General features: G+C 65.4%; 22 protein-coding genes. 15 read left to right on the plus strand and 7 right to left on the minus strand.

The window, feature by feature from the left end:
* Nucleotides 1–194 precede the first annotated feature (194 nt).
* A complete protein-coding gene (locus OU994_RS03800; RefSeq protein WP_281609677.1) occupies nt 195–1,115 on the plus strand; it encodes a hypothetical protein in 921 nt (306 codons plus the stop codon).
* A gap of 7 nt (nt 1,116–1,122) precedes the next feature.
* On the opposite strand, the gene OU994_RS03805 is transcribed toward OU994_RS03800, so the two are convergent.
* Nucleotides 1,123–2,340, minus strand: a complete 1,218-nt coding sequence (locus OU994_RS03805; protein ID WP_281609678.1) for an MFS transporter — start codon at nt 2,338–2,340, stop codon at nt 1,123–1,125.
* A gap of 181 nt (nt 2,341–2,521) precedes the next feature.
* On the opposite strand from OU994_RS03805, the gene OU994_RS03810 reads away from it, so the two are divergent.
* A complete protein-coding gene (locus OU994_RS03810; RefSeq protein ID WP_281609679.1) occupies nt 2,522–3,451 on the plus strand; it encodes a LysR family transcriptional regulator in 930 nt (309 codons plus the stop codon).
* Between the two features lie 62 nt (nt 3,452–3,513).
* Nucleotides 3,514–4,404, plus strand: a complete 891-nt coding sequence (locus tag OU994_RS03815; RefSeq protein ID WP_281609680.1) for an SDR family oxidoreductase — start codon at nt 3,514–3,516, stop codon at nt 4,402–4,404.
* A gap of 58 nt (nt 4,405–4,462) precedes the next feature.
* Here OU994_RS03815 and hemB read toward each other — a convergent pair whose 3' ends face one another.
* A complete protein-coding gene (gene hemB, locus OU994_RS03820; protein ID WP_281609681.1) occupies nt 4,463–5,476 on the minus strand; it encodes a porphobilinogen synthase in 1,014 nt (337 codons plus the stop codon).
* 13 nt (nt 5,477–5,489) lie between these two features.
* Complete coding sequence (yihA, locus tag OU994_RS03825; RefSeq protein WP_281609682.1) at nt 5,490–6,203, minus strand: ribosome biogenesis GTP-binding protein YihA/YsxC; 714 nt, start codon at nt 6,201–6,203, stop codon at nt 5,490–5,492.
* A gap of 190 nt (nt 6,204–6,393) precedes the next feature.
* Between yihA and OU994_RS03830 the strand changes: the two genes are divergently transcribed.
* From OU994_RS03830 to OU994_RS03850, 5 genes are all read left to right on the plus strand, one after another.
* On the plus strand, nt 6,394–7,008 hold the full coding sequence (locus tag OU994_RS03830) for a cytochrome c (RefSeq protein ID WP_373922544.1): 615 nt from the start codon (nt 6,394–6,396) through the stop codon (nt 7,006–7,008).
* Nucleotides 7,009–7,213: 205 nt separating this feature from the next.
* Complete coding sequence (locus OU994_RS03835; RefSeq protein WP_281609683.1) at nt 7,214–9,301, plus strand: cytochrome c biogenesis protein ResB; 2,088 nt, start codon at nt 7,214–7,216, stop codon at nt 9,299–9,301.
* Between the two features lie 86 nt (nt 9,302–9,387).
* Nucleotides 9,388–10,713 carry a c-type cytochrome biogenesis protein CcsB gene (gene ccsB, locus OU994_RS03840; RefSeq protein WP_281611571.1) on the plus strand — a complete coding sequence of 442 codons (1,326 nt, stop codon included), beginning with the start codon at nt 9,388–9,390 and terminating at the stop codon, nt 10,711–10,713.
* Nucleotides 10,714–10,814: 101 nt separating this feature from the next.
* Nucleotides 10,815–11,792 (plus strand): protein-methionine-sulfoxide reductase catalytic subunit MsrP, encoded by a 978-nt coding sequence (gene msrP, locus OU994_RS03845; protein ID WP_281609684.1) that lies wholly within the window; start codon nt 10,815–10,817, stop codon nt 11,790–11,792.
* On the plus strand, nt 11,783–12,415 hold the full coding sequence (locus OU994_RS03850) for a sulfite oxidase heme-binding subunit YedZ (protein WP_281609685.1): 633 nt from the start codon (nt 11,783–11,785) through the stop codon (nt 12,413–12,415). Before msrP ends, OU994_RS03850 begins: the two co-directional genes overlap by 10 nt.
* A 76-nt stretch (nt 12,416–12,491) precedes the next feature.
* Here the strand turns inward: OU994_RS03850 and lysA are convergent, their stop codons facing one another.
* Nucleotides 12,492–13,778, minus strand: coding sequence for a diaminopimelate decarboxylase (gene lysA / locus OU994_RS03855; protein WP_281609686.1), 1,287 nt, complete (start codon nt 13,776–13,778; stop codon nt 12,492–12,494).
* A 27-nt stretch (nt 13,779–13,805) separates the two neighbouring features.
* Nucleotides 13,806–13,991 carry a lipoprotein gene (locus OU994_RS03860; protein ID WP_229420576.1) on the minus strand — a complete coding sequence of 62 codons (186 nt, stop codon included), beginning with the start codon at nt 13,989–13,991 and terminating at the stop codon, nt 13,806–13,808.
* A gap of 39 nt (nt 13,992–14,030) precedes the next feature.
* Here OU994_RS03860 and cyaY point away from each other — a divergent pair, with 39 nt between their 5' ends.
* The gene (gene cyaY, locus OU994_RS03865) at nt 14,031–14,372 is read left to right on the plus strand and encodes an iron donor protein CyaY (protein ID WP_131148076.1); all 342 of its coding nucleotides are present in this window, start codon (nt 14,031–14,033) and stop codon (nt 14,370–14,372) included.
* A 251-nt stretch (nt 14,373–14,623) separates the two neighbouring features.
* Here the strand turns inward: cyaY and OU994_RS03870 are convergent, their stop codons facing one another.
* Nucleotides 14,624–16,129 carry a SulP family inorganic anion transporter gene (locus OU994_RS03870; RefSeq protein ID WP_281609687.1) on the minus strand — a complete coding sequence of 502 codons (1,506 nt, stop codon included), beginning with the start codon at nt 16,127–16,129 and terminating at the stop codon, nt 14,624–14,626.
* A gap of 86 nt (nt 16,130–16,215) precedes the next feature.
* Nucleotides 16,216–18,486 (minus strand): penicillin-binding protein 1A, encoded by a 2,271-nt coding sequence (locus OU994_RS03875; RefSeq protein ID WP_174800460.1) that lies wholly within the window; start codon nt 18,484–18,486, stop codon nt 16,216–16,218.
* Between the two features lie 383 nt (nt 18,487–18,869).
* Between OU994_RS03875 and OU994_RS03880 the strand changes: the two genes are divergently transcribed.
* The 6 genes from OU994_RS03880 to aroKB all read left to right on the plus strand — a co-directional run bounded on the left by OU994_RS03880 (nt 18,870) and on the right by aroKB (nt 26,049).
* Nucleotides 18,870–19,976: a pilus assembly protein PilM gene (locus OU994_RS03880; protein WP_373922603.1), complete on the plus strand. Its 1,107-nt coding sequence runs from the start codon at nt 18,870–18,872 to the stop codon at nt 19,974–19,976.
* The gene (locus OU994_RS03885; protein WP_281609689.1) at nt 19,976–20,611 is read left to right on the plus strand and encodes a PilN domain-containing protein; all 636 of its coding nucleotides are present in this window, start codon (nt 19,976–19,978) and stop codon (nt 20,609–20,611) included. The genes OU994_RS03880 and OU994_RS03885 overlap by 1 nt, the downstream gene beginning before the upstream one ends.
* Before the next feature lies 1 nt (nt 20,612).
* A complete protein-coding gene (locus tag OU994_RS03890; protein WP_281609690.1) occupies nt 20,613–21,347 on the plus strand; it encodes a type 4a pilus biogenesis protein PilO in 735 nt (244 codons plus the stop codon).
* A 5-nt stretch (nt 21,348–21,352) separates the two neighbouring features.
* Nucleotides 21,353–21,892, plus strand: a complete 540-nt coding sequence (locus tag OU994_RS03895; RefSeq protein WP_307722083.1) for a pilus assembly protein PilP — start codon at nt 21,353–21,355, stop codon at nt 21,890–21,892.
* A 5-nt stretch (nt 21,893–21,897) separates the two neighbouring features.
* Nucleotides 21,898–24,030: a type IV pilus secretin PilQ gene (gene pilQ, locus OU994_RS03900; protein WP_373922604.1), complete on the plus strand. Its 2,133-nt coding sequence runs from the start codon at nt 21,898–21,900 to the stop codon at nt 24,028–24,030.
* Between the two features lie 399 nt (nt 24,031–24,429).
* Complete coding sequence (gene aroKB / locus OU994_RS03905; RefSeq protein WP_373922605.1) at nt 24,430–26,049, plus strand: bifunctional shikimate kinase/3-dehydroquinate synthase AroKB; 1,620 nt, start codon at nt 24,430–24,432, stop codon at nt 26,047–26,049.
* Nucleotides 26,050–26,051 lie beyond the last annotated feature (2 nt).

Consider the following 26,051-nt stretch of genomic DNA (forward strand, 5'->3'; position numbering starts at 1 on the left):
GTTGCCCGAAAAATGGGGACGGACCCCATTTTTCAGGCAACTATCACCGGCAGGACTGCTTGAAGCGGAGTTTCCCGGCCCCAACTGGCTCACAAGGGGCGGATACATACGGTAACATCCGTTAACTGCAAGCTCGCGTAAGCTTGCCCGACTTGGCCCGGCACCGCCGGTTTGCGCACAGAAAACGGTTTATCTTGCTCCAGCACAGCCATACCCACGGTCCCGACGAAGTCTGCCCCACCTGCGGCCAGGTCATCCCGGCCGTTGGCTTGCCGCTCCGGTATGGCGACAACAAGCCGAACCGCACCGGCCTGGCCATCGCGATCGGCCTGCACGTCCTGGTCGTCGCGTTGATCCTGATGAATCCGCAAACGCTCATCAAGCTGAAGCCGCCATCGAAGGCCGGCGAAATGGTGTACATCACGCCGCCATCGCCGACGCCCACGCCGCCCAAACCGCAGCCCGCGCCGCAAAAACCGGCGCCGCAAAAGCAACCGAAAGTCGCCCAGGCCAAGCCGCGCCCGGCGCCGCCGCCGATCAAGCGCACCAACAACGACGCCATCACCGATCCGAACCGGCAGGAAACCCCGCCGCCGCCGGTGAAGGCCGACATGACCCCGCCGCCGCCGGACGTGACCGACATGTCGCAGATGGTGGAAGCGGCACGCCGCCGCCGCGGCGCCGTCGAGACGCCGACCACGGAAAGCGCCGAGAGCGCCGATGCGAAAGCCAAGGCCCGCGCGGTTGCCAACATCATGGGCGCCCAGGGCCGCAACTCGGCTGGCGAGCGCGACGATTCGGGCGGCATCTTCGACGTGCAAAACCAGACATTCAACAGTGCCGACCTGAAATTCCGCGGCTGGAACACCAACTTCAAGCGCCGCTGGCTGTCGCAGGTGAAGGTCGAGCTGGGCAGCGAGATCGACATTGAAAATGCCGTCGTCACCAAGATGATCGAGCTGATCCGTAAGGAAAAGCCGGGCGACTTCGAATGGGAATCGCACCGGCTGGGCCGCGTCGTGAAGATGAGCGCCCGGAAGGAAGACGAGGCGGAATTGCGCGCCTTCCTGCTGAAGGAAATGTACCCGCGCTATATCCGCCCGGCGGGCCGGTAGCCGTCCATCAGGCCCGCTGCGGGGCGCGTTGCAGCGCCTCGCCGGCCCAGTAAAGCAGGGCCGCGGCCGGCATCGCCATGCCGGCCAGCAGCGCGGCATGCCAGCCGTAGCCTGCATACACCCAGCCGCCCAGCGCGGAACCCACCGCGCCGCCCGCGAAGAACACGGCAAAATACAGGCCGTTCAGGCGGCTGCGCACGTCGGCGCCCAGCGTGAAGATGGCGCGCTGGCCCAGCACCAGGTTGGCCGCCACGCCCATGTCCAGCACGATCGACGCCACCACCAGGATGGCCAGCGCCACATGGTGCGAACCGGTGGCGTGGGAAAACAGCAGGGGCAGGGCGAAGCCCGCGATGCCCAGGCCCAGCGCGGCGGCCGTTGCCGGCAGGCTGTGGCCCGCATCGGCCAGCTTGCCGGCAACCGGCGAAGCGACCGCGCCCGCCATGCCGACCAGCGCGAAGATCGCGATACCCGTCTGCGACAGGCCGAACGACGGGCCGGCCAGCGCCAGCGGCACCACGGTCCAGAACAGGCTGAACGCACCGAACAGGCCGGCATGGTAGGCGGCGCGGCGGCGCAGCACGGGCGTGGTACGGAACAGCGTCCACAGCGAACCGATCAGTTTTGCATAGGAAGTGCGCGACTGCGGCACCCGCTGCGGCAATTTCACGCGCAGCACGACGGCCAGCAGCGCGATCAGCACGGCCGCGCCGGCAAACACCACGTGCCAGCTCGCGTGGTCGGCGACCAGGCTGGCCACCGGCCGCGCCAGCATGATCCCCAGCAGCAGCCCGCTGACGACCTTGCCGACCGTATGCCCCCGCTTCGATTCATGCGACAGGTGGGCGGCGAACGGCACCAGGATCTGCGCCGCGACGGAGCCCAGCCCGATGGCCAGCGCCGCGGCCAGGAACACCGGCGCGCTGGTGGCGAAGGCGGCAACGGCCAGTGCCACGGCCGTGGCGGCCAGGGCGGTCACGACCAGCCGGCGGTTTTCCAGCAGGTCGCCCAGCGGCACGATGAAGAGCAGCCCCAGCGTATAGCCGACCTGCGTCAGCGTGACGATCAGCCCGGCCGCACTGGCCGACAGCCCGGTGGCGGCCGCGATCGGCCCCACCAGGGTTTGCGCGTAGTACAGGTTGGCGACGATGAGCCCGGCGGCGGCGGCCAGTAGCAGCACCATCGAGGGTGCGATATGGTCATGCGGTTCTTGATGCGATGTCATGGCGTTCCCCATGGAAGTGAATGGGACCAGTCTGGGGCGTCGCCGATGGCCTGTGATCCGCCATCGGGGGCGCCGGGTACCGGCAGGATTGGATGGGGAAAGTGTACGCAGCGAAAGGGAGAAGATAATCCCCCAATAATCGACCTATACTTTTCACTTTATGTGAACAATAGGCGCCACCATGGACAAACTGCGGGCCATGCAAGTCTTCGTGCGCATCGTCGAAGCGAACAGTTTTACCCGGGCGGCCGAAACGATGGGCCTGCCCCGCGCGGCGCTGACGGCCACCATCAAGAACCTGGAAGCGTATCTCGGCACCACGCTGCTGCAGCGGACCACGCGCAAGCTGGCGCTGACGCCGGATGGCGCCGACTACCACGCGCAGTGCGTGCAGATCCTTGATGCGGTGGCGCTGGCCGAACAGGGTTTCCGCGCCGGCGCCGGCAAGCCACGGGGCACGCTGCGGGCCGACCTGCCGGATGCCGTGGGCCGCCACGTGGTCCTGCCGCACATCGCCGCCTTTGCCGAGGCGTGGCCCGAGCTGGCGCTCACGCTCAGCTTTTCGGACCGGCTGGTCGACCTCACGCAGGAAGGCATCGACTGCGCGCTGCGCGTGGGCGACTTGCAGGATTCATCGCTGGTGGGGCGGCAGGTGGGCAGCATGCGCTTCGTGACGTGCGCGGCGCCGGCATATCTCGAGCGCCACGGTGCGCCGCAGAGCATCGGCGACTTGCGGCACCACCAGGGCATCGTGCATTTCTCCGGCCGCACGGGGCGGCCGTTCGACTGGGACTTCCTCGCCGATGGCGAGCTCGTCAAGACCCAGGTGCCGGGCCGCATCGCGGTCGACAATGCCGATGCCAACGTGGCTTGCGCGCTGCAGGGCCTCGGCATCACGCAGGCGGCCCGCTACCAGGTGCGCGGCCACCTGGAGCGGGGCGAGCTGGTGGCATTGCTGGCCGACACCCCACCGGCGCCGATGCCTGTCTCGCTGCTGTATCCGCGCGGGCGGATGGCGGCGCCGAAGCTGCGCGTATTCGCGGAATGGCTCACTGCCTTGCTGGCCCGCGATCCCGACCTGTGCCTGCCGGGGGCCGGCGGCCCGGTGTGAGGCGCGCGTTGCGTCCCGCCGTTTCCTGATAAGTTTTCACGCCATCGACCAGGAGGAACCGCATGTCCGCATCGCTCAAGCCGCTCGACCGGCAAGTCATCGTCATCACCGGCGCCACCAGCGGCATCGGGCTGGCAACGGCCAGGAACGCCGCCGCGCGCGGCGCCAGCCTCGTGCTCGTCGCGCGCGGTGCCGACGTGCTCGACGCCGTCGCCGCCACGATCGCGGCGGAGGGCGGCGAAGTGCTGGCCATGCCGGCCGACGTGGCCGACCGCGCACAGGTCGACCAGGTGGCGGCCGCCGCCATCGCCCGCTTCGGGCGCATCGATACGTGGGTGAACAATGCCGGCTGCACGATCTACGGCCGGATCGAGGAAGTCAGCGAAGCGGACAGCCGCCGGCTGTTCGAGACCAATTTCTGGGGCATGGTCAACGGCTCGCTGGCCGCGCTGCCGCTCCTGCGCCGGCAGGGCGGGGCGCTGGTCAACGTGGGCAGCGAGGCATCCGAGGTGCCGATCCCGATGCAGGGCATGTACACGGCCTCGAAGCATGCGGTGAAGGGCTTCACGGATGCGCTGCGGGTGGAGGTCGAGCAGGTCGACGGCGCGCCGGTGTCGATCACGCTGGTCGAACCCACGTCGGTCGACACGCCGTTGCCGCAGCATGCGCGCAACTACATGGACCGGGAGCCCACGCTGCCGTCGCCGAAGCTCGATCCGCACCAGGTGGCCGATGCGATCCTCGATGCGGCGACCACGCCGCGGCGCGACGTGAAGGTGGGCGTCATCGCCACGCTCGACGTGGCCATGCAAAAAGCCGTGCCGGCGCTGGGCGACCGCCTGGCGCCGCTGCAGGTGCCGCGCCAGCAGCGCGACGAACCGCCCGTGCATCCTGCAGGCGCGTTGTACACCTCGGGCGGCGACGGGCGCATCTACGGCAAGGCCGGGGGCTGAGCGGCCGGGGCGAAAAAAAGCGGGCAATGCCCGCTTCCTGACCGATACCGATCCCTGGCTACAAGCCCTTCAGCTTGCGCGCGATATCCAGTGCGAAATACGTCAGCACGCCATCGGCGCCGGCGCGCTTGAAGGCCAGCATCGATTCCATCATCACCTTGTCGTGGTCGAGCCAGCCGTTTTGCGCGGCCGCCTTGATCATCGCGTATTCGCCGCTGACCTGGTAGGCGAAGGTGGGCACCTTGAACTCGTCCTTCACGCGGCGCACGATGTCGAGATACGGCATGCCGGGCTTCACCATCACCATGTCCGCGCCTTCCTGCAGGTCGCCGGCCACTTCGCGCAGTGCCTCGTCGCTGTTGGCGGGATCCATCTGGTACTGGTTCTTGTCGCCCTTGCCGAGGTTCTTCGCCGAGCCGACGGCATCGCGGAACGGGCCATAGAACGCCGAGGCGTACTTGGCCGAGTAAGCCATGATGCGCGTGTGGATGTGGTCCTTGCCTTCCAGCGCCTGGCGGATCGCGCCGATGCGGCCATCCATCATGTCCGATGGCGCAACGACATCCACGCCCGCTTCGGCCTGCGTCAACGCCTGGCGCACCAGCATGCCGGTGGTGATGTCGTTGATCACGTAGCCGGCTTCGTCGATCAGGCCATCCTGGCCGTGGCTGGTGTACGGGTCCAGCGCCACGTCGGTGAGGATGCCCAGTTCCGGGAAATGCTTCTTCAGTTCACGCACGGCGCGCGGCACCAGGCCTTCCGGATTGGTGGCTTCGATACCGTCCGGCGTCTTCAGCGATGCGTCGATGACCGGGAACAGCGCCAGCACCGGAATGCCCAGCGACACGCACTCTCCGGCCACCTTCAGCAGCAGGTCGACCGAGACCCGTTCCACGCCCGGCATCGACAGCACCGGCTCGCGCACGTTGCTGCCTTCGAGGATGAAGACCGGGTAGATCAGGTCCGCCGCGGTGACCACGTTCTCGCGCATCAGCGCGCGGGAGAACGGATCGCGGCGCATGCGGCGCATGCGCATCGCGGGGAACTGGGCGGAGAAGTGGGAGCTGTGCATCGCTGGGGATTCCTTATTCGGGGTCGGGGTCGGACTCGGACTCGGGTTCGGGCGCGGGGGGATCGACGTTCAGCCCGACCAGCTCCTCGATCTTCGCGGTGGCTTCGTCGATGCCGACACGCTTCAGCGCCGAGAACAGCTGCACGGTGAACGGGAAGCCTTCGCCCTCCTCGTCGACATAGCTGTCCAGCTTGGCCTGGGCCTGGCGCAGCGTGTTCACCGCCTCGCTGCGGGTCAGCTTGTCGGACTTGGTCAGGATGCAATGGATCGGCTTGCCCGTGGGGGCGAACCATTCCAGCATCTGGATATCCAGGTCGGTGAACGGGCGGCGCGCATCCATCATCAGCACCAGCGCGGCCAGCTGGTCGCGGCGCTGCACGTAGTCGCCCAGCAGGCGCTGCCAGTGCAGCTTGGCGTCGCCGGACACTTCCGCATAGCCGTAGCCGGGCAGGTCGGCGATCAGGCAGCGCACCTCGTCCATGTTGGTCGGGTCATGGCGGTGCATCGCCACGTGCGCCCCACCCACGCTGAAGAAGTTGATGTGCTGCGTGCGGCCCGGCGTCTTCGAGGCGAACGCCAGCCCCTTCTGGTTGCAGAGAATATTGATGGCGGTCGATTTACCCGCGTTGGAACGGCCGGCGAAGGCGATCTCCGGCACCGTGGTACGGGGCAGGTCGCGCAGGTGGTTGACGGTCGTGAAGAAGCGGGCTTGCCAGAGCTTGGACATGAAGAATTGCTACGAGAACAGGCAGTCGTGCCGGGAAGCTATTGTACAATAAGGAGTTGCGGCCCGCTTCCGGGCGGCCCGGAGCACTCGAACATTGCGACATTTTATTGACTCGTTTCCTTAAGCTGGCTAAATGAGGTGCTGAATGAATCGTAGGTATTCACCAGTGGTACGCTCGATGTTCATAGCAATGATGGCGCTCTTCGCGGGGACGGCCAGCGCCGCCACCCCGCAGGCGCCGAAAGTGGATCCGGCCAAGGGCGCCACGCTCTATGCCGACGGCGATCCCGCCCGCGGCCTGCCTTCCTGCCTGTCCTGCCACGGCGCCGCCGGCAATTCCACGATCGTCGCCAATCCCAAGCTCGCCGGACAACCCGAGGGGTACCTGTACAAGCAGCTGGTGGACTTCACCAAGCCGGATCGCGCACAGCCGATCATGACGACGTACGCCAAGATGCTGACGGACGAGGAAAAGAAGAACATTTCCGCGTACCTGGCCGCCCAGTCGCAGAAGCCGGGCGCCGCGAAAAACCGCGAGTCGATCGAATTGGGCAAGAAGATCTACCGCGGCGGCCTGGCCGAGAAAGCCGTGCCGGCGTGCGCCAGCTGCCACGGCCCGGCCGGTGCCGGCAATCCGTCGAAATACCCGCGCATCGGCGGCCAGCACCAGGACTACACGATTGCCCAGCTGGGCGCGTTCAAGGGCCACGGCCGCAAGAACAGCGTCGAGATGACGACGATCGCGCAGCGCATGACCGACGATGAAATCAAGGCCGTGGCCGATTACGTGGCCGGACTGAAATGAGCGGGTGCCTGGTTTGATGGACGGCGCACGCGCGGTCGACAGGCGGATGGCATGAAAAAAAGGCGGCTACCTCGACGGGGCCGCCATTTTTTTTGTTACTATGCCTGACGAAATTGTATACAAAAAAGCCGGGCTTCACATGAAGTCCCACATGAAGCTTCAGATGAGCACAGCCGCATGAGCACTACTGTATGAGCACCACCGCATGAGCACCACCAGCACGACGGGCATCCGTCTCAACACCCGCCGCCAGGCGTTCAACGAAGCGGTCGAACTGCTGTCTTCGATGCGATTCGCGATCGCGCTGCTGGTGATGATCGCGATTTCCGCCATCATCGGCACGATCATGCAGCAGAACCAGCCGATGCCGAACTACGTGAACCAGTTCGGCCCGTTCTGGTTCGACGTGTTCGACAAGCTGGGGCTGTACGCCGTGTACTCGGCGTGGTGGTTCCTGGTGATCATGGGCATCCTCGTCGTCTCCACCTCGCTGTGCGTGGTGCGCAATGCGCCGAAGATGGTCAAGGACATGCGCAGCTGGCGCGAGAACGTGCGCGAACAGTCGCTGCGCAATTTCCACCACAAGGCCGAGTGGCAGTCGCCGCTGCGGGCGGACGCGCCGGCCGGCCAGGTGGCGCAGCGCCTGGCGCACGCGGGCTACCAGGCCAGGGTCGTGGAAAAGGACGGCGGCCTGCTGGTGGCGGCCAAGCGCGGCGCGGCCAACAAGTTCGGCTACATCTTCGCCCACAGCGCCATCGTCATCATCTGCGTGGGCGGCCTGCTCGACTCGGATATTCCCGTTCGCTTGCAGCAGTGGGCGCTGGACAAGACACCGTTTACCGGCGACGGCCTGATCGCGGCGATCCCGGACAAGCACCGCCTGGGCGTGTCGAATCCCACGTTCCGCGGCAATACCGTGATCCCGGAAGGGCAGGCCAGCAGCTCGGCCGTGCTGTCGCGGCCGGACGGGGTGCTGATCCAGGACCTGCCATTCACGATCCAGCTGAAGAAGTTCACGATCGATTTCTACAGTACCGGCATGCCGAAGCTGTTCGCCAGCGATGTGGTGGTGCGCGATAACGCCACCGGCGAGACGCAAACGGCCACCATCGAAGTCAACAAGCCGTTCATCTGGAAAGGCCTGGCCGTGTACCAGGCCAGCTTCGAGGATGGTGGCAGCAAGCTGAAACTGACCGGCTTCCCCATGCAGGGCACGCAAAGCGGCAAGTTCGCGATCGACGGCATCGTCGGCAACGCCACCAGGCTGGACGATGCCCACACGGTCGAATGGACCGATTTCCGCCCGTTCAACGTGGAAAACACCGCCAGCCAGGACGTGCGCGCCGTGAAGCAGGGCGAAAAGCTGGGCAGCGCGTTTGCCCTGGGCCTCGACAAGCACCTGGGTTCGGCCGCCAAGAACGCCAACAACAAGGATCTGCAGAACGTCGGCCCCAGCGTGCAGTACAAGGTGCGCGACCAGACCGGCCAGGCGCGCGAATTCCAGAACTACATGCAGCCGGTCACGCTGGAAGGCGTGCCGATGTTCCTGTCCGGCGTGCGCGCCAGCCCGGGCGATCCGTTCAGCTACCTGCGCATCCCGGCCGACGATGAACACAGCGTGCGCGACTGGATGCGCCTGCGCGCCGCGCTGCACGACCCTGCGCTGCGCGAACGTGCCGCCGGCACGTATGCGGCGCGCATGTCGCCAGGCGGTGGAAAAAGCGATACGGTACAGTCGCAGCTGGCGCTGTCGGCCCTGAAGAGCCTCGAGATCTTCGCCGGCGACAAGGAGGCGGGCGGCTACATGTCGGTCAGCCGTTTCCTGGAAAAGGTGCCGAAGGCGGAGCAGGAAAAGGCGGCCGACATCTTCATGAAGATCCTCAACGGCACGCTGTGGGAGCTGTGGAACGTGGCGCGCGAGCGCGACGGCCTGGCCGCCATCGCGCCGGACGAGAAGCATGCGCGCTGGCTGCAGCTGTCGATGAATGCCCTGTCCGACAGCTTCTTCTATGGCGCGCCCGTCTACCTGCAGCTGGACGAGTTCGAGCAGGTGAAGGCGTCCGTGTTCCAGGTGACGCGTTCGCCCGGCAAGTCGGTGGTGTACCTGGGCTGCCTGTTCCTCGTGCTGGGCGTGTTCGCGATGTTCTACGTCCGCGAGCGGCGCCTGTGGGTGTGGGTCCGCGGCCAGGAGGACGGGGCGCACGCGCTGATGGCGATGAGCACGCAGCGCCGCACGCTCGATTTCGACCGCGAATTCGACGAACTGAAGCAAAAGCTGCCGCTGAAGGCGTAAGCTGGCGGAGCGGGCCAAAAAGCAGTCGGACGGCAGGCGGACGGCAGGCGGCAGGCAAGGCACGATACGAGAAGCTGGAGACCATGATGGAAATTACCCAAAACCAACCCTACGCGGCCACCCCCGGCTACTTCCGCCGGCTGTCGGCCTTCGACTGGCTGTTCGGCCTGGCGCTGCTGGCCGGCGCGCTGTTCGGCCTGAACCGCTACGGCGCGTACATGGACGGGTACGAAAAGGCCATCCTGCTGCTGTCCGTGCCCACGTTCGCGGCGCTGGGCTGGCACTGGAAGCCGATGCGGGCACTGATGCTGGCGATGGCGGTGCTGGCGCTGGGCGCGATCGCCATGTACGGCGGCGAGCTGGCGGCGGGCGAGAAGCGCTTCTGGCTGCGCTACATGCTGTCGAGCCAGTCCGCGATCCTGTGGATGAGTGTGTTCTTCTTCCTGTCCACGCTGTTCTACTGGATCGGGCTGGTGGCCCGTTCCACCGCCGGCGGCGCGATCGGCGCGCGGCTGTGCTGGGGTGGCCTGTTGCTGGGCTGGACCGCGATGATGGTGCGCTGGTACGAGTCCTACCTGATCGGGCCCGACGTCGGCCATATTCCCATCTCGAACCTGTACGAGGTGTTCATCCTGTTCTGCCTGATCACGGCGATGTTCCACCTGTACTACGAAGGCCGCTACGCGACACGCCAGCTGGGCCCGTTCGTGATGCTGATCGTCTCGGCGGCGGTGGGTTTCCTGCTGTGGTACACCGTCACGCGCGATGCGCACGAGATCCAGCCCCTGGTGCCGGCGCTGCAGAGCTGGTGGATGAAGATCCACGTGCCGGCCAACTTCATCGGCTACGGCACGTTCGCGCTGGCCGCCATGCTGGGCTGGGCGTTCCTGCTGAAGTATGAACGGCCGCGCACCATGTGGATCTGGCTGGTGGCCGTGCCGCTGGGGTTCATCGCCATCATGAACCTGGTTGCCTTCGTGACCGATGCGAGCGAGGCGATCCGCAATTCCACGCTGGGCACCAGCAAATTCATCCTCGGCCTCGTTGTGCTGTTCGCCGTGACGAACCTGCTGCGCAACCGGCTGGCGGAACGCATTCCCGATGCCGAGGTGCTGGAAGACATCATGTACAAGTCGATCTCGGCCGGCTTCGCCTTCTTCACGATCGCCACGATCCTGGGCGCGCTGTGGGCGGCCGAAGCGTGGGGCGGCTACTGGTCGTGGGACCCGAAGGAAACCTGGGCACTGATCGTGTGGCTGAACTATGCGGCATGGCTGCACATGCGGCTGATGTCCGGCCTGCGCGGCCGCGTGGGCGCATGGTGGGCGCTGGTCGGCCTGGTAGTCACCACGTTCGCCTTCATGGGCGTCAACATGTTCCTGTCGGGCCTGCATTCCTACGGCGAGCTGTAAGCAGGATCGGGAGCGCTTAATGCTGTCCTAAACGAATGGCTGGCGGGAATGGTGTAAGGTCGCAGTAACCTATTGGTATAACCTTTCCGCCCGGAGCCATCATGCTGATCAAGCGTTCCCCCAACGGCATCGACCTGCCGTTTTCCTCCGAAATCACGCCGCGCCATGTGTTCGAAGCGCGGCGCGATTTCATCCGGCAGATCGCCGCGGGCACGATCGCCAGCGGCGCACTGCTCGAGATGCTGACGCGCGAAGCGTTCGCCCAGGGCACCGGCCAGAAACTGCCGGCCAAGCTCAATCCCTCGTACTCCGCGCTGGACAAGCAGACCCCGCGCAAGGACGCGACCACCTACAACAATTTCTACGAATTCGGTACCGACAAGAGCGACCCGGCCGAGAATGCGGGCACCCTGCGCACGCGGCCGTGGACGGTGGCGATCGAAGGCGAAGTGAAGAAGCCGATGACGCTCGACATCGACTCGCTGCTGAAGCTGGCGCCGCTGGAAGAGCGCGTGTACCGCCTGCGCTGCGTGGAAGGCTGGTCGATGGTGATCCCGTGGGTGGGCTACTCGTTCTCGGAAATCATCAAGCGCGTGGAACCGACCGGCAACGCGAAATACGTGGAATTCATCACGCTGGCGGACCGGCAGCAGATGCCCGGCGTGCGCAGCCGCGTGCTGGACTGGCCGTACGTGGAAGGCTTGCGCATCGACGAGGCGAATCATCCGCTGACCCTGCTCACGCTGGGCATGTACGGCGAAGTGCTGCCGAACCAGAACGGCGCGCCGGTGCGCCTCGTGGTGCCGTGGAAGTATGGCTTCAAGTCGGCCAAGTCGATCGTCAAGATCCGGTTTACGCGCGACATGCCGCGCACCGCATGGAACAAGTCGGCACCGTCCGAATACGGTTTTTATTCGAACGTGAATCCCGACGTGGATCACCCGCGCTGGTCGCAGGCTTCCGAGCGGCGCATCGGCGAAGACTCGTTCCTGTCGCGCAAGCGCAAGACGCTGATGTTCAATGGCTACAACGACGTGGCGTCGCTGTATTCGGGCATGGATCTCAAGAAATGGTTCTGATGCAGCCCACTGCGCGGCAGCTCACGGGCATCAAGGCGCTGGTGCACGTGCTGGCCCTGGTGCCGCTCGCCCGCCTGGTCTACCTCGTGTTCACCGATGCGCTGGTCGAACCGCTGCAATACATCACGCACTCGACGGGCGACTGGACACTGTACTTCCTGTGCATCGCGCTGGCCGTCACGCCGCTGCGGCGCCTGTCGAAGTGGAACTGGGTGCTGAAGCTGCGGCGCATGCTGGGCCTGTACGCGTTTTTCTACGGCCTGCTGCACTTCATCACCTTCCTGTGGTTCGACCATTTCTTCGACGTGGCGGCCATGCTGAAGGACGTCGCCAAGCGGCCATTCATCCTGGTCGGCTTCATCGCCTTCGTGCTGCTGATCCCGCTGGCGGCCACCAGCACCAACGCGATGGTAAAACGGCTGGGCGGCAAGAACTGGCTGTGGCTGCACCGGCTGGTCTACGCGATCGTGCCGCTCGGCGTGCTGCATTACTGGTGGATGAAGTCCGCCAAGAACGACCTGGCGCAGCCGCTGCTGTTCGCCTGCATCGTCGGCGCGCTGCTGTTGATGCGGGTGCGGTGGGCGCGCCAGAAAAGCAAAGCGCCGGCTCGCGCCAGCGCCTGAAGAATTTTCATGGTGCCTGACACTTTTTCTGGATGATTCACCCGGAAAAGGTGTCAGACACCGGTTTTGCCGTTTGTCAGCGGATCACCGATTCCAGCGCGAACAGCTCTTCCGGCGTCTCGCGCCGGCGCACCAGGTGCACCTGGCCGCCGTCGACCATCACCTCGGCGGCGCGGCCGCGGGTGTTGTAGTTGGAGGCCATCGTCATGCCATACGCGCCGGCCGTCTTCATGACCAGCAGGTCGCCCGCCTCGACAGGCAGTTCACGGTCGCGTGCCAGCCAGTCGCCGGATTCGCAGATCGGGCCGACCACGTCGAACACGGCGCGGCCTTCCTGCTGCGCGCTGGCCTGCTTCACCGGCTGCATGTCCATCCACGCCTGGTACAGGGCAGGGCGGGCCATGTCGTTCATCGCCGCGTCGACGATGCAGAAGTTCTTCTCTTCGCCGTGCTTGATGAATTCCACCTTCGTCAGCAGCACGCCGGTATTGCCCACGATCGAACGGCCCGGCTCGAAGATCACCTTGATGCCGCGTCCGGCGTGCTTTTCAGCGCGCCAAGCCTCGACCCGCTGGAAGACGCGGTTCACGTAGTCGCCGGCCGGCGCGGGCTGGTCTTCGCCGGCCACGCCATAGTCGATGCCCAGGCCGCCGCCGATGTCCAGGTGATGCAGGTGGATGCCTTCGTCCGCCAGGGCGTCGATCAGCTCGATCAGGCGGTCCAGCGCTTCCAGCAGCGGCGTGTCGTCCAGCAGCTGCGAGCCGATGTGGCAATCGATGCCGACCGGTTCCAGGTTCGGCAATTGCGCGGCGGTGCGGTAGGTGGCCAGCGCATCGTCGAAGGCCACGCCGAACTTGCTGGCCTTCAGGCCGGTGGCGATGTACGGGTGCGTCTTCGGGTCCACGTTCGGATTCACGCGCAGCGAGATGCGCGCCTTCTTGCCCAGCGCGTCGGCCACGGCGTTCAGCCGGTGCAGCTCGGGGATCGACTCCACGTTGAAGCACAGGATGTCATGCCCGAGCGCCAGGCGCATTTCCGCCTCGCTCTTGCCCACGCCCGAGAAGATCACTTTCTTCGGATCGCCGCCGGCGGCGATCACGCGCAGCAGTTCGCCGCCCGACACGATGTCGAAGCCGGCACCGCGGCGCGCCAGCAGATCCAGGATCGCCAGGTTCGAATTGGCCTTCATGGCATAGCAGATGAGGGCATCGCGGCCGGCACACGCATTTGCGTAGGCATCGAAGTTGTCCAGCAGCTGGGCCCTGGAATACACATAGGTCGGCGTACCGAATTGCTCTGCAATGGCGGGCAGGGAAACGCCTTCGGCGTGCAGCACGCCGTTCTGATAGTCGAAGTGGGACATGGATGAACTGGGAGTCTGCGGAAGAATTTACTGTTGCGATGCGGGGGGCGTCGAAGGAACGGGAGCGGAAGGTGGCGCCACGCCGGGCTTGCCGGTCGGCGAATCGGTCTTGACGGGGGGCTTTGGCAGGTACAGGGCACCGGTCTGGCCGCAACCGGCAAGCGATACGGCGATCAGCATGGGAATCAAGATACGCGCTGGAGTGGACTTCACGATTAGAATCTCGTTATTACAGAACCCTTGGAGTGTAGCATGACCGAAACCGAATTCCTGGACCTGGCCGACAGCACGCTGAATGCCATCGAAGCCGCGCTGGACCGCCTGAACGACGACAACCGGCTCGATGTCGAATGCAGCCGCAACGGCAACGTGCTGGAAATCGAATTCCTGCACAACGGTTCCAAGGTCATCGTCAACAGCCAGGCCGCGATGCAGGAACTGTGGGTGGCCGCGCGCTCCGGCGGCTTCCACTACCGCCGTGTCGATGGCCGCTGGATCGACACGCGCGACGGCGGCGAGCTGTTCGACGCGCTGTCGCAGATCGCCACCGAACAGTCCGGCGGCTCGCCGGTGATCGTCAGCGAAAATCCGTAACACCGTTTTTACCCGGCCGCTGCAGGCTTGCCCCCAAAAAACGGTGACAGTCACCAATTAATCTGGAACATCTGTTTCCGGAAAAATGGTGCCTGTCACCGTTCTCGAAAATCCATAACATTAGGACCCTCGCGAATCCACATCCTGAACATCTTTCACCCAACTGCAACGGCCGGGGTCAGACCCGCCGGGTCTGACCCCAGGGTTACGCCTTTGGGGGGAACGACATCAGTGGCTCGCGGTCAGGGCGACTAACTCAAGCGGTTATCGGCGATGTGATAGTGCGGGTCCTCGAACTCGTTCACCTCGACCATGCCCTTGGCATTCGTGAGGATCTCCAGGCAGTCCGGCGACAGGTGCCGCAAGTGCAGCGTCTTGCCGGCCTGCTGGTAGCGCGTGGCCAGCGTGTCGATCGCTTCCACGGCCGAGTGGTCCACCACCTTCGCGTCGCGGAATTCGACCACTACGTGCGCCGGGTCGTTCTTCGGGTCGAACAGCGCGGCGAAGTTGGCCGTCGAGGCGAAGAACAGCGAGCCCTTCAGCGTGTACACCTTCCAGCCGCGCTGGTCGGTCGAGATGTCGGCGCGGATTTCCTTGGCGTGCTGCCACGCGAACACTAGCGCCGCAAACACCACGCCGGCCAGCACCGCCACCGCCAGGTCCGTGAGCACGGTGATCAGCGTGACGCCGACCACGATGACGGCATCCTGCCGGGGAATCTTGCGCAGCGTTTGCAGGCTGCCCCAGGCGAAGGTCTTTTCGCAGACCACGAACATCAGCCCCACCAGCGCGGCCAGCGGAATCATCTCGATCCAGCGCGACAGCAGCACGATGAATCCCAGCAGGAACAGCGCCGCCGTGATGCCGGAGAGGCGGTGCCGGGCGCCGTTGTCGATGTTGATCATGCTCTGCCCGACCAGCGCGCAGCCGCCCATCGAGGCGAACAGGCCGCTGATCACGTTCGCCAGCCCCTGCGCCATGCTTTCGCGGTTCGGCCTGCCGCGCGTATCGGTGATGGCATCGATCAGGTTCAGCGTCAGCAGCGTTTCGATCAGGCCGATGGCGGCCAGGATCAGCGAATACGGCAGCACGATGTACAGGGTGTCCAGTGTCGGCGGCACTTGCGGCAGGTGGAACGCGGGCAGGCCGCCGGCGATCGAGCCCATGTCGCCGACGGTTTTCGTGTCGATGCCCAGCGCGGCCACGAGGCCGGAGACCAGCAGGATCGCCGCCAGCGATGCCGGCAGCGCCTTCGTCAGCCGCGGCAGCACATAGATGATCGCCATGGTCAGCGCCACCAGGCCCAGCATCGTCCACAGCGCATCGCCCCGCAGCCATTGCCCGCCCACCTTGAAGTGGCCGAACTGGGCGATGAAGACGACGATCGCCAGGCCGTTGACGAAGCCCAGCATCACCGGATGCGGCACCATGCGAATGAACTTGCCCAGCCTGAACGCAGCGAACAGCAGCTGGAACACGCCCATCAGCACCACGGCCGCGAACAGGTATTCGGCGCCGTGCGTGACGACGAGGCTCGTCATCACCACAGCCAGCGCGCCCGCCGCGCCGCAGATCATGCCTGGCCGGCCACCCAATGCGGACGTGACGAGGCAGACGATGAACGCGGCGTACAGGCCGGTGAGCGGACTGACGCGGGCCAGCAGCGCGAAGGCGATCGCCTCCGGCACGAGGGCCAGCGACACGGTGATGCCCGACAGGACATCGGTGCGCAGCTGCGCGGGTTTTAATCCAGACATGAAGTACTCATTAAAAAATAGGGACGGACCCTGTTTCTGAAGAAATTTCTTCAAAAACAGGGTCCGTCCCCATTATTCGGTTTCGGCTAGAACAGCTCGTTCTTGACGGCGTCGCGCGCCTTTTCCTCTTCCGGCGTGCCGCGCGTGGCGCCTTCCAGGCTTTCCACGCCGACGCCCGGCGGGTTCTCGGCATAGTAGTAATCGCCATTGGCCATCACGATCCCGTCCGGCACCGGCCGTTCCTCGACCGGGATGGTCTTCAGCGCCTTCTGCATGTAGCCGATCCAGATCGGCAGCGCCAGGCCGCCGCCCGTTTCGCGGTTGCCCAGGTTCTTCGGCTGGTCGTAGCCGATCCAGGCGATGCCCACCAGCTTCGACTGGTAGCCGGCGAACCAGGCGTCGATCGAGTCGTTGGTCGTGCCGGTCTTGCCGGCCAGGTCCGGGCGCTTGAGGATCTGCTGGGCCTTGGCGGCGGTGCCATAGCGCGCCACGTCGCGCAGCATCGAATCCATCAGGAACGCGTTGCGCTCGTCGATCACGCGGTTGCCTTCCACGCCGGCGCGGTCGGGCGCGGCCTGCGACAGGATGCGGCCGTTGGCATCGGTGACTTTCGAGATCAGGTAAGGCGTCACCTTGTAGCCGCCATTCGCGAACACGGCATAGGCGCCGGCCATCTGCAGCGGCGTCACGGCGCCGGCGCCCAGCGCCAGGGTCAGGTAGGGCGGGTTCTTGTCCGCCTCGAAACCGAAACGGGTGGTGAATTCCTGGCCATATTTCGCGCCGATCCTGTGCAGGATGCGGATCGACACCATGTTCTTCGACTTCGTCAGGCCGCGCCGCATCGTCATCGGGCCTTCGTAGCGGCCGTCGTAGTTCTTCGGTTCCCATGCCTGGCCGCCGGTCTGCCCGGCGTCGAAGGAAATCGGCGCATCGTTGATGATGGTGGCCGGCGACAGGCCGCGCTCCAGCGATGCGGCATAGATGAACGGCTTGAACGAGGAACCCGGCTGGCGCCATGCCTGCGTCACGTGGTTGAACTTGTTGCGGTTGTAGTCGAAGCCGCCCACCATCGCCTTGATCGCGCCATCCTCGGTGCTGGCGGCCACGAAGGCCGATTCGATTTCCGGCATCTGCGTGATCTGCCAGTCCTTCTCCTCCTGCATCACGCGGATCACGGCGCCACGGCGGATGCGGCGGTTCGGCGCCGCCTTGTCGGACAGCCATGCCTTGCCCATCGCCAGCCCTGCGCCGGTGATGGTGATTTCCTCGCCCGAGGCGGTCATCGCCGTCACCTTCGCCGGCGATGCCGACAGCACCATGGCGGCCACGATATCGTCGCTGTCCGGGTGCTCGGCCAGTTCGGTCTCGATCACCTCGTCGGCTTCGGCGCGGTTCTTCGGCAGGTCCACGTAGGCTTCCGGCCCGCGGTACGGGTGGCGGCGCTCGTAATCCATCACGCCCTTGCGCAGCGCGAGGTAGGCGGCATCCTGGTCCGCCTTGGTGATCGTGGTGAACACGTTCAGGCCGCGCGTATAGGTGTCTTCCTTGAACTGTTCATAGACGAGCTGGCGCGCCATCTCGGCCACGTATTCGGCATGCACGCCGAATTCGCTGCTGTCGGTCTTTACCTTCAGCTGTTCGTTCTTCGCCTCTTCGTACTGCGCCGGCGTGATGTAGCCCAGGCTCGCCATGCGCTGCAGGATGTATTGCTGGCGCGTCCGGGCCCGCTTCGGGTTCACCACCGGGTTGTAGGCGGAGGGCGCCTTCGGCAGGCCGGCCAGCATGGCCGCTTCGGCGATCGAGATGTCGCGCAGGTCCTTGCCGAAGTAGATCTGCGCCGCCGACGCGAAGCCATAGGCCCGCTGGCCCAGGTAGATCTGGTTCATGTAGACCTCGAGGATCTGGTCCTTCGTCAGGTTCTGCTCGATCTTCCAGGCCAGCAGCGCTTCATAGGCCTTGCGCTTGAGGGTCTGTTCGCTGGAAAGGAAGAAGTTGCGCGCGACCTGCTGCGTGATCGTCGAGGCGCCCTGGCGCGCGCCGCCGGTGGCATTGTGGAATGCCGCGCGCAGGATGCCCAGGTAATCGACGCCGCCGTGCTCGTAGAAGCGGTCGTCCTCGATCGCCAGCACGGATTTCTTCATCACGTCCGGGATGTCCTTGAAGCGCACCAGGTTGCGGCGTTCCTCGCCGAATTCGCCGATCAGCACGTTGTCGGCCGAATAAATCCGCAGCGGCATCTTGGGGCGGTAATCGGTCAGCGTATCGAGCGAGGGCAGGCTGGGGTAAGCCAGCGCCAGCCCGAACACGACGAGCAGCACCAGGACCAGTACCAGCCCGACCACGGAACCCAGCGCCATCAGCAGCAGGTTCTTCGGGGACTTCGACTTGGCCTTGTTGGAAGCGTTGTTCGGAGGAGTCATGCAGGGAAAACCTTTGAAATTTTGTGCAGGCATTATAAGCGAGCCGCTTCCGCTGGCGCGCTTGCCCGGCGCGGCAGTGAACAAGCCGGCAACTGTCTTGTCGGCCTGGCCACGTGCCGGCGCCAGAGTGTGGCTTCCCGCGCACATGAAAGTAAATATGCCCTGCGGAAATACCTTTACAGTTGCCCTGCGGAATTGCTAGCATCCATCTTGCCGTCCGGAATTTTTCACGTAAGCGACGGTTTTCAAACGGATTTTTCACTTTTTACTAATTATTCCGGAGCGGTTCCCCACCGTGCCGGGCAGGGAATGCATCGATGATGCCAGACTGGAAGACGCTGTTCGGCGGCGCCGCGCCACCGCTCGTCGGGCTCGACATCAGCAGCTCCGGCGTGCGCCTGGTCGAACTGGCCGAAGCCGGCAAGGAAGGCCTGCGTGTCGAGCGCTGCGCGGCCGAGGCGCTGCCGCGCGGCGCGGTGGCCGACGGCAACATCGAAAACCTGGACCAGGTGGTCGACGCGGTGCGCCGCCTGCTGAAGAAAAGCGGCACCCGGGCGCGCCACGTGGCGCTGGGTATGCCGCCGGCCGCCGTCATCACGAAAAAGATCGTGCTGCCCGCCGGCCTCTCCGAGGAACAGCTGGAAGTGCAGGTCGAGTCCGAAGCCAGCCAGTACATCCCCTTCGCGCTCGACGACGTGAGCCTGGACTTCGACGTCATCGGCCCGGTGGGCAGCTCGCAGGACGACATCGAAGTGATGCTGGCCGCGGCCCGCCGCGAAAAGATCGAGGACCGCGTCGCCGTGGCCGAGGCATCCGGCCTGAGGGCTTCCGTGATGGATATCGAATCGTATGCCGCGCGCGCCGCGGTGACCCGCGTGGCGGCGCAGATGCCCGGCGCGGCCGCCGGGCAGGTGATCGCGCTGTTCCAGATGGGCGCGTCGATTACCCATGTGTCGGTACTGGTCGACGGCGTCACGGTCTGGGAAAGCGAAAAGCCGTTCGGCGGCAATTCGCTGACGCAGGACATCGTGCGTGCCTACGGCCTGGCCTTCGACGAAGCCGAGGCGCGCAAGAAGACATGGAGCATGCAGCCGGGCGGCGCGCAAGGCAGCGACGTGCCGGGCAACTACGCGGCCGACATGCTGCAGCCCTTCCTGGAATCGGCCGCGCTGGAAGTCACGCGCGCGATCCAGTTCTTCTTCACCTCCACCCCCTACACGAAGATCGACCAGATCTTCCTGGCCGGCGGCTGCGCGATGCTGCCCGGCCTGCTGGACATCGTGGCCAGCCGCACGCGCATCGCCAGCGCGGTGGTCTCGCCGTTCCACGGCATGGCGCTGGCGCCCGGCGTGCGCGAGCAGCAATTGCGCGCCGACGGGCCGGCCTACCTGGTCGCCTGCGGCCTCGCCTTGAGGAGGTTCGGCTGATGGTCCGCATCAACCTGCTGCCCCACCGTGAAGAAAAGCGCAAGCAGCGCAAGGCGGCGTTCGTCGCGCTGCTGCTGCTGTCGGCGCTGATCGGCGTCGGCATCGTGCTGCTGGTGGGCGGCTACAACGCGCGCGCCATCGCGGTGCAGGAACAGCGCAACGCGGTCCTGCAGACGGCGATCACGGCGCTGGACGGCAAGATCGCCCGCATCGCCACCCTCAAGCAGGAAATCGAGGCGCTGAAGGCGCGCCAGCAGGCCGTGGAAGACCTGCAGGGCGACCGCAACCAGCCGGTCTACCTGCTCGACGAGCTGGTGCGGCAGACGCCGGAAGGCGTTTACCTCAAAGGCTTCCGCCAGGATGGCCAGCGCGTGACGGTCGACGGTTACGCGCAATCGCAGGAGCGCGTGTCCGAACTGCTGCGCAACCTGTCCAGCGCATCGCCGTGGCTGGAACGGCCGGACCTGATCGAGGTGAAGGCGGGCGTGATCGGCCAGGCGAAGAACCCGCGCAAGGTCGTCGAATTTTCGCTCGTGGTCGGCATCAAGCGCCCTCGCGACAAGGAAGGCAACGACGCGGACGGTAACGAAGCAGACGGCGGGACCGGCACGCCGGCCGCCGCGAAGGCAGGCTGACATGGCAATCGCAAAGGTATTCGACAAGGGAAACGACAGGGCAGGCGGCAAGGCGGCCGGCAAGGGAATCGACAAGGTAGTCGAAAAGCGGCGCCTGGCCGAATCGCTGGCCGCGCAATTCCAGGGCCTGAACGGCGTGCGTCCCGGCCAGTGGCCGCTGGCGCCGCGCATCCTGTGCGGCATCGGCGTGGTGATCGGCATGCTGGTGCTGGGCTACTTCGGCTACTGGAGCAGCCAGTTCGAGGAACAGGAGGCGGGTGCCGCCCAGGAACAGCAGCTGCGCGACAAGTACCGGCTGAAGACGGCGCAGGCGATCAACCTCGATGCGCTGACGGCCCAGAAGGCGCAGGTGGACCAGTACGTGGTGCGCCTCGAGAAGCAGCTGCCCAGCAAGGCCGAGATGGCGGCGCTGCTGTCGGACATCAACCAGGCCGGCGTCGGCCGGGGCCTGCAGTTCGAGCTGTTCAAGCCCGGCCAGGTGGTGGCGCGCGATTACTACGCCGAGCTGCCGATCGATATCAAGGTGACCGGCGGCTACCACGACTTGGGCGCATTCGCCGGCGACATGGCGAACCTGCCCCGCATCGTCACGCTGAACAACATGGAACTGGTGACGAACAAGGATGGCACGCTGACGCTGAACGCGGTCGCCAAGACCTTCCGCTACCTCGACCAGGATGAAGTGGCCGCGCAGAAGAAGGCGGCCGAAGAGAAGAAGAAGGGTGGCAGGAAATGACGCCGATGATGAAACAGGCGAGGCTTCCCGCCGCGCTGCTGTTGCTCGCGTTCCTGGCAGGCTGCGGCGACCGCGACGAACAGGAAGTGCGGCAGTGGATGAAGGAAGTGGACGCGACGACCCGCGTGGCCGTCAAGCCGCTGGCCGAGCCGAAGACGTTCATGCCGTTCGCCTACGCGTCGGCAGGCTCGCCGGATCCGTTCGATCCGAACAAGCTGCTGACCGACCGCGCCGCCGCCCGCCCGGGCACCGGCGTGGCGCCGGATACCAGCCGGCGCAAGGAACCGCTCGAGGGCTTCCCGCTCGACACGATGCGCATGGTCGGCATGATGAAGAAGGGCCGCTCGGTGCTCGCCCTGCTGCAGATCGACCGCACCGTCTACCAGGTGCAGGCCGGACAGCGGCTGGGCCAGAACTACGGCATCGTCACGTCGGTGTCGGAAAGCGCCGTGAACGTGAAGGAAACGGTACAGGATGCGAGCGGCGAATGGGTCGAGCGCATCGCCACGTTGGAACTGCAGGAAAGCAAGGAGATCTCCCCATGATCGCAATGGACACCATGCGCCGCTTCGGCGCCGCCCTGGCGCTCGCACTGACCTGCGTGGGCGCCAGCATGCCGGCCCGCGCGCAAGCCGGCAATGCGATCGAATCCGTGACCGCCAGCCGGCAGGGCGCAAACGTGATCGTGAAGATCGCCCTCGGCCACGCGCCCGCCGCGGCACCGGTGAGCTTCGCGACCGCGAACCCGCCGCGCATCGCGCTCGATTTCGGCAAGACCAGCAACGCCACCGGCAAGACCGCGCAGGACATCGAGGTGGGCGACGTGCGCAGCGTGAACGCGGTGCAGGCCGGCGACCGTTCGCGGCTCGTGTTCAACCTGAAGCGCGCGCTGAACTACGCCACGGCGGTGGACGGCAAGAACGTGATCCTGACCATCGATGGCTCGGGCGGTGTCGCCACGGCGCTCGATGCGCGCGGCGTGCCCGCGGCTGCCCCTGTGGTCCCGGTTGCCCCGAAGGCGGCCGGCAAGCCCGTGCTGCGCGCCGTCGATTTCCGCCGCGGTACCGGCGGAGAAGGCCGCATCGTCGTCGACCTGCCGAACAACACCGTGGCGGTCGACGTGAAGCAGAACCCGAAGGGCGTCACCGTCGATTTCCTGAAGACCGGCCTGCCGGAAACGCTGCGCCGCCGGCTGGACGTGACCGACTTCGGCACGCCGGTGACCCGCGTGACCACCGCGCCGCAAGGCGAGAACGTGCGCCTGCAGGTGGAGGCTACCGGCCTGTGGGAACAGAACGTGTACCAGAGCGACACGCAGCTGGTGATCGAAGTGAAGCCGATCAAGGAAGACCCGAACAAGCTGGTGCAGGGCACCCAGGGTTATCGCGGCGAGAAGGTGTCGTTCAACTTCCAGAACATCGAGGTGCGTGCCGCGCTGCAGGCGGTGGCCGACATCTCGGGCCTGAACATCGTCTCGTCCGACAGCGTGACGGGCAGCCTGACGCTGCACCTGAAGGAAGTGCCGTGGGACCAGGCGCTGGACGTGATCCTGCAGGCCAAGGGCCTGGACATGCGCAAGAACGGCAACGTGATCTGGATCGCGCCGAAGGAAGAGCTGCTGACCAAGGAAAAGCTGGAGCTGGAGCAGCGTGCCCAGATCGCCGACCTGGAGCCGCTGAAGTCGGAAATCTTCCAGCTCAACTACCAGAAGGCCGAGGCGTTCAAGATGGTGTTCGGCCTCGACGGCGCCAGCGACGCGAAGAACCGCATCCTGTCGCGCCGCGGCAGCGCCATCATCGAACCGCGTACCAACCAGCTGTTCGTGACGGACATTCCGTCCCGCCTCGAAGAAGTGCGCAAGCTCATTTCCAAGACCGACATCGCCAGCCGGCAGGTGCTGATCGAGGCGCGCATCGTCGAAGCCAACGATGGCTTCACGCGCAACCTGGGCGCCAAGCTGGGCTTCGCCGACTTCAAGGGCACCAACGGCGGCAACCACGCCTTCGTATCCGGCAACATGACGGGCGCCGGCCGGCTGACCGGGCAGGTCGAGCCGGGCAGTTCGGCCGACGACTTCAGCAACACGCAGTTCATCAACCTGCCGGCGGCGCCGATCAACGGCGTGGCGGCGGGCAGCCTGGCCGTGAGCCTGTTCAACTCGGCCGCGAACCGCTTCCTGAACCTGGAACTGTCGGCGCTGGAAGCCGACGGCACCGGCAAGATCATCTCCAGCCCGCGCGTGGTCACGGCCGACAAGTCGGTGGCCACCATCGAGCAGGGCCTGGAGCTGCCCTACCAGGTAGCCACCAGCAGCGGCGCCACGTCGATCGTGTTCCGCAAGGCCAACCTGCGCCTGGAAGTGATCCCGCAGATCACGCCGGACGGCAACGTGGTCATCGACGTCGACGTCAACAAGGACAGCGTGGGCGCCGAAACCCGCGCCGGCTTCGCGATCGACACGAAACACGTGAAGACCCAGGTGATGGTGGAAAACGGCGGTACCGTCGTGCTGGGCGGCATCTACCAGCAGACCGAGCGCAACAACGTGTCGAAAGTGCCGCTGCTGGGCGACGTGCCCGTGCTCGGCCACCTGTTCAAGACCACCAGCCGCACCAGCGAAAAGACCGAGCTGCTGGTGTTCATCACGCCGAAGATCGTGGCCGACAAGGTCTCCGCCCGCTGATCCAGAAAACTGAGCCGGCTCCAGTTGTTTTTGCAATATTTCCTGAAAACCGGTGACAGGCACCATTTTCCAGGAAATATCCTGAAAACCGGTGACAGGCTCCGATTACGTTGGAAAGTGTTTCGAAACCCGAGCCCGTTATCAGTTTTGCTTCGATGTTTCCTGAAAAACGGTGACGGGCTCCACTTCTTTTGCAACGTCCCCTGAAAACCGGTGACAGGCTCCGATTGCGTTCGAAAGTTTTCGAAATCGGAGCCTGTCACCGGTTTTGTTTGAAATCGGAGCCTGTCACCGGTTTTGACGGGGCATCGCGTGGAGGCAAGTCTTGCCACTCGGATTACAATGGTGCGATATGCACTAATCTGATCCGCGATGCAAAATGTATTTTTGGTAGGACTGATGGGGGCGGGCAAGACCACGATCGGCCGCCTGCTCGCCCGCAAACTGGGCATGCGCTTCGTCGATTCCGATCACGAGATCGAGGAACGCACCGGCGCCACGATCCCGTGGATCTTCGAGATCGAAGGGGAAGCCAGCTTCCGGCGCCGCGAGGCGGAAGTGATCCGCGACCTGTGCGGCCAGCAGGGCATCGTGCTCGCCACCGGCGGGGGCGCCATCCTCAATCCCGAATCGCGCGCGCTGCTGCGCGAACACGGTACCGTGATCTACCTGCGCGCCAGCATCACCAGCATCCTTGCCCGCACGGGCCACGACAAGAACCGGCCCCTGTTGCAAACGGCCGATCCGCGCAAGAAACTCGAGGAGTTGCTGGCCCAGCGCGAGCCGCTGTACCTGGAGATGGCGCGCATCGTCGTCGATACCGGCCGGCCTAACGTACAATCGATGGTCCAGATCATCATCAACCAGCTGGACGCCCTGGCTTGCCAGGATGCGCCCAACTGTATTACGCAAGCACAGGCTTCCATGAACGAACAGACCAATATCCTCCTGAACGTGGACCTCGGCGAGCGCAGCTACCCGATCTCGATCGGCCCGGCCGTGCTCGACGACAGCGCCATGCTGGCGCGCCACGTCGGCGGCCGCAAGGTCGCGATCATCACCAACACCACCGTCGCGCCGCTGTACCTGGAGCGCCTGGCCGCCCCGCTGGCCGCGGCGGGCAAGGAAGTGATTTCCGTGGTGCTGGATGACGGCGAGGAGTACAAGAACTGGGCCAGCCTGATGCGCATCTTCGATACGCTGCTGGCCAACAAGTGCGACCGCAAGACCACGCTGGTGGCGCTCGGCGGCGGCGTCATCGGCGACCTGACCGGCTATGCCGCCGCGTCCTACATGCGTGGCGTGGACTTCATCCAGGTGCCCACCACGCTGCTGTCGCAGGTCGATTCCTCGGTGGGCGGCAAGACCGGCATCAACCACCCGCTCGGCAAGAACATGATCGGCGCGTTCTACCAGCCGAAGGTGGTGCTGGCCGACACCTCCACGCTGGAAACGCTGCCGCAGCGCGAGCTGGCCGCCGGCCTGGCCGAGGTGATCAAGTATGGCCCGATCATCGACGAGCCATTCTTCGACTGGATCGAAGCCAATATCGGCAAGCTGGTGGCACGCGACCGCGCCGCCCTGGCCTACGCGATCGCCCGCTCCTGCGAAATCAAGGCGGACGTGGTGCGCCAGGACGAGCGCGAAGGCGGCCTGCGCGCGATCCTGAACTTCGGCCATACTTTCGGCCACGCCATCGAGGCGGGCATGGGCTACGGCGCCTGGCTGCACGGCGAGGCCGTCGGCTGCGGCATGGTGATGGCGGCCGACCTGTCGCACCGGCTGGGCTACATCGATGCGCACACGGTGGAACGCATCCGCAGCGTGGTCGCCGCGGCCGGCCTGCCCGTCAAGGCGCCGGACCTGGGCATCGACCGCTGGCTGGAGCTGATGGAAGTCGACAAGAAGAACGAGGGCGGCGCCATCAAGTTCATCCTCATCAAGCCGCTGGGCACGGCCATCGTGACGACGGCGCCGCACGAGGCGCTGCTGGCCACCCTCGCGGCCTGCGTGGAGTAGGC

Source organism: Pseudoduganella sp. SL102, assembly GCF_027856995.1.
GTDB classification, from domain to species: Bacteria; Pseudomonadota; Gammaproteobacteria; order Burkholderiales; family Burkholderiaceae_D; genus Rugamonas; species Rugamonas albidiflava.

Coding starts and splice junctions, on each gene's coding strand:
- OU994_RS03805 (WP_281609678.1), bottom strand. CDS start 2,340: ATGACATCGCATCAAGAACCGCATGACCATATCGCACCCTCGATGGTG.
- OU994_RS03810 (WP_281609679.1), top strand. CDS start 2,522: ATGGACAAACTGCGGGCCATGCAAGTCTTCGTGCGCATCGTCGAAGCG.
- OU994_RS03815 (WP_281609680.1), top strand. CDS start 3,514: ATGTCCGCATCGCTCAAGCCGCTCGACCGGCAAGTCATCGTCATCACC.
- hemB (WP_281609681.1), bottom strand. CDS start 5,476: ATGCACAGCTCCCACTTCTCCGCCCAGTTCCCCGCGATGCGCATGCGC.
- yihA (WP_281609682.1), bottom strand. CDS start 6,203: ATGTCCAAGCTCTGGCAAGCCCGCTTCTTCACGACCGTCAACCACCTG.
- OU994_RS03830 (WP_373922544.1), top strand. CDS start 6,394: ATGATGGCGCTCTTCGCGGGGACGGCCAGCGCCGCCACCCCGCAGGCG.
- OU994_RS03835 (WP_281609683.1), top strand. CDS start 7,214: ATGAGCACCACCAGCACGACGGGCATCCGTCTCAACACCCGCCGCCAG.
- ccsB (WP_281611571.1), top strand. CDS start 9,388: ATGGAAATTACCCAAAACCAACCCTACGCGGCCACCCCCGGCTACTTC.
- msrP (WP_281609684.1), top strand. CDS start 10,815: ATGCTGATCAAGCGTTCCCCCAACGGCATCGACCTGCCGTTTTCCTCC.
- OU994_RS03850 (WP_281609685.1), top strand. CDS start 11,783: ATGGTTCTGATGCAGCCCACTGCGCGGCAGCTCACGGGCATCAAGGCG.
- lysA (WP_281609686.1), bottom strand. CDS start 13,778: ATGTCCCACTTCGACTATCAGAACGGCGTGCTGCACGCCGAAGGCGTT.
- cyaY (WP_131148076.1), top strand. CDS start 14,031: ATGACCGAAACCGAATTCCTGGACCTGGCCGACAGCACGCTGAATGCC.
- OU994_RS03870 (WP_281609687.1), bottom strand. CDS start 16,129: ATGTCTGGATTAAAACCCGCGCAGCTGCGCACCGATGTCCTGTCGGGC.
- OU994_RS03875 (WP_174800460.1), bottom strand. CDS start 18,486: ATGGCGCTGGGTTCCGTGGTCGGGCTGGTACTGGTCCTGGTGCTGCTC.
- OU994_RS03880 (WP_373922603.1), top strand. CDS start 18,870: ATGCCAGACTGGAAGACGCTGTTCGGCGGCGCCGCGCCACCGCTCGTC.
- OU994_RS03885 (WP_281609689.1), top strand. CDS start 19,976: ATGGTCCGCATCAACCTGCTGCCCCACCGTGAAGAAAAGCGCAAGCAG.
- OU994_RS03890 (WP_281609690.1), top strand. CDS start 20,613: ATGGCAATCGCAAAGGTATTCGACAAGGGAAACGACAGGGCAGGCGGC.
- OU994_RS03895 (WP_307722083.1), top strand. CDS start 21,353: ATGATGAAACAGGCGAGGCTTCCCGCCGCGCTGCTGTTGCTCGCGTTC.
- pilQ (WP_373922604.1), top strand. CDS start 21,898: ATGGACACCATGCGCCGCTTCGGCGCCGCCCTGGCGCTCGCACTGACC.
- aroKB (WP_373922605.1), top strand. CDS start 24,430: ATGGGGGCGGGCAAGACCACGATCGGCCGCCTGCTCGCCCGCAAACTG.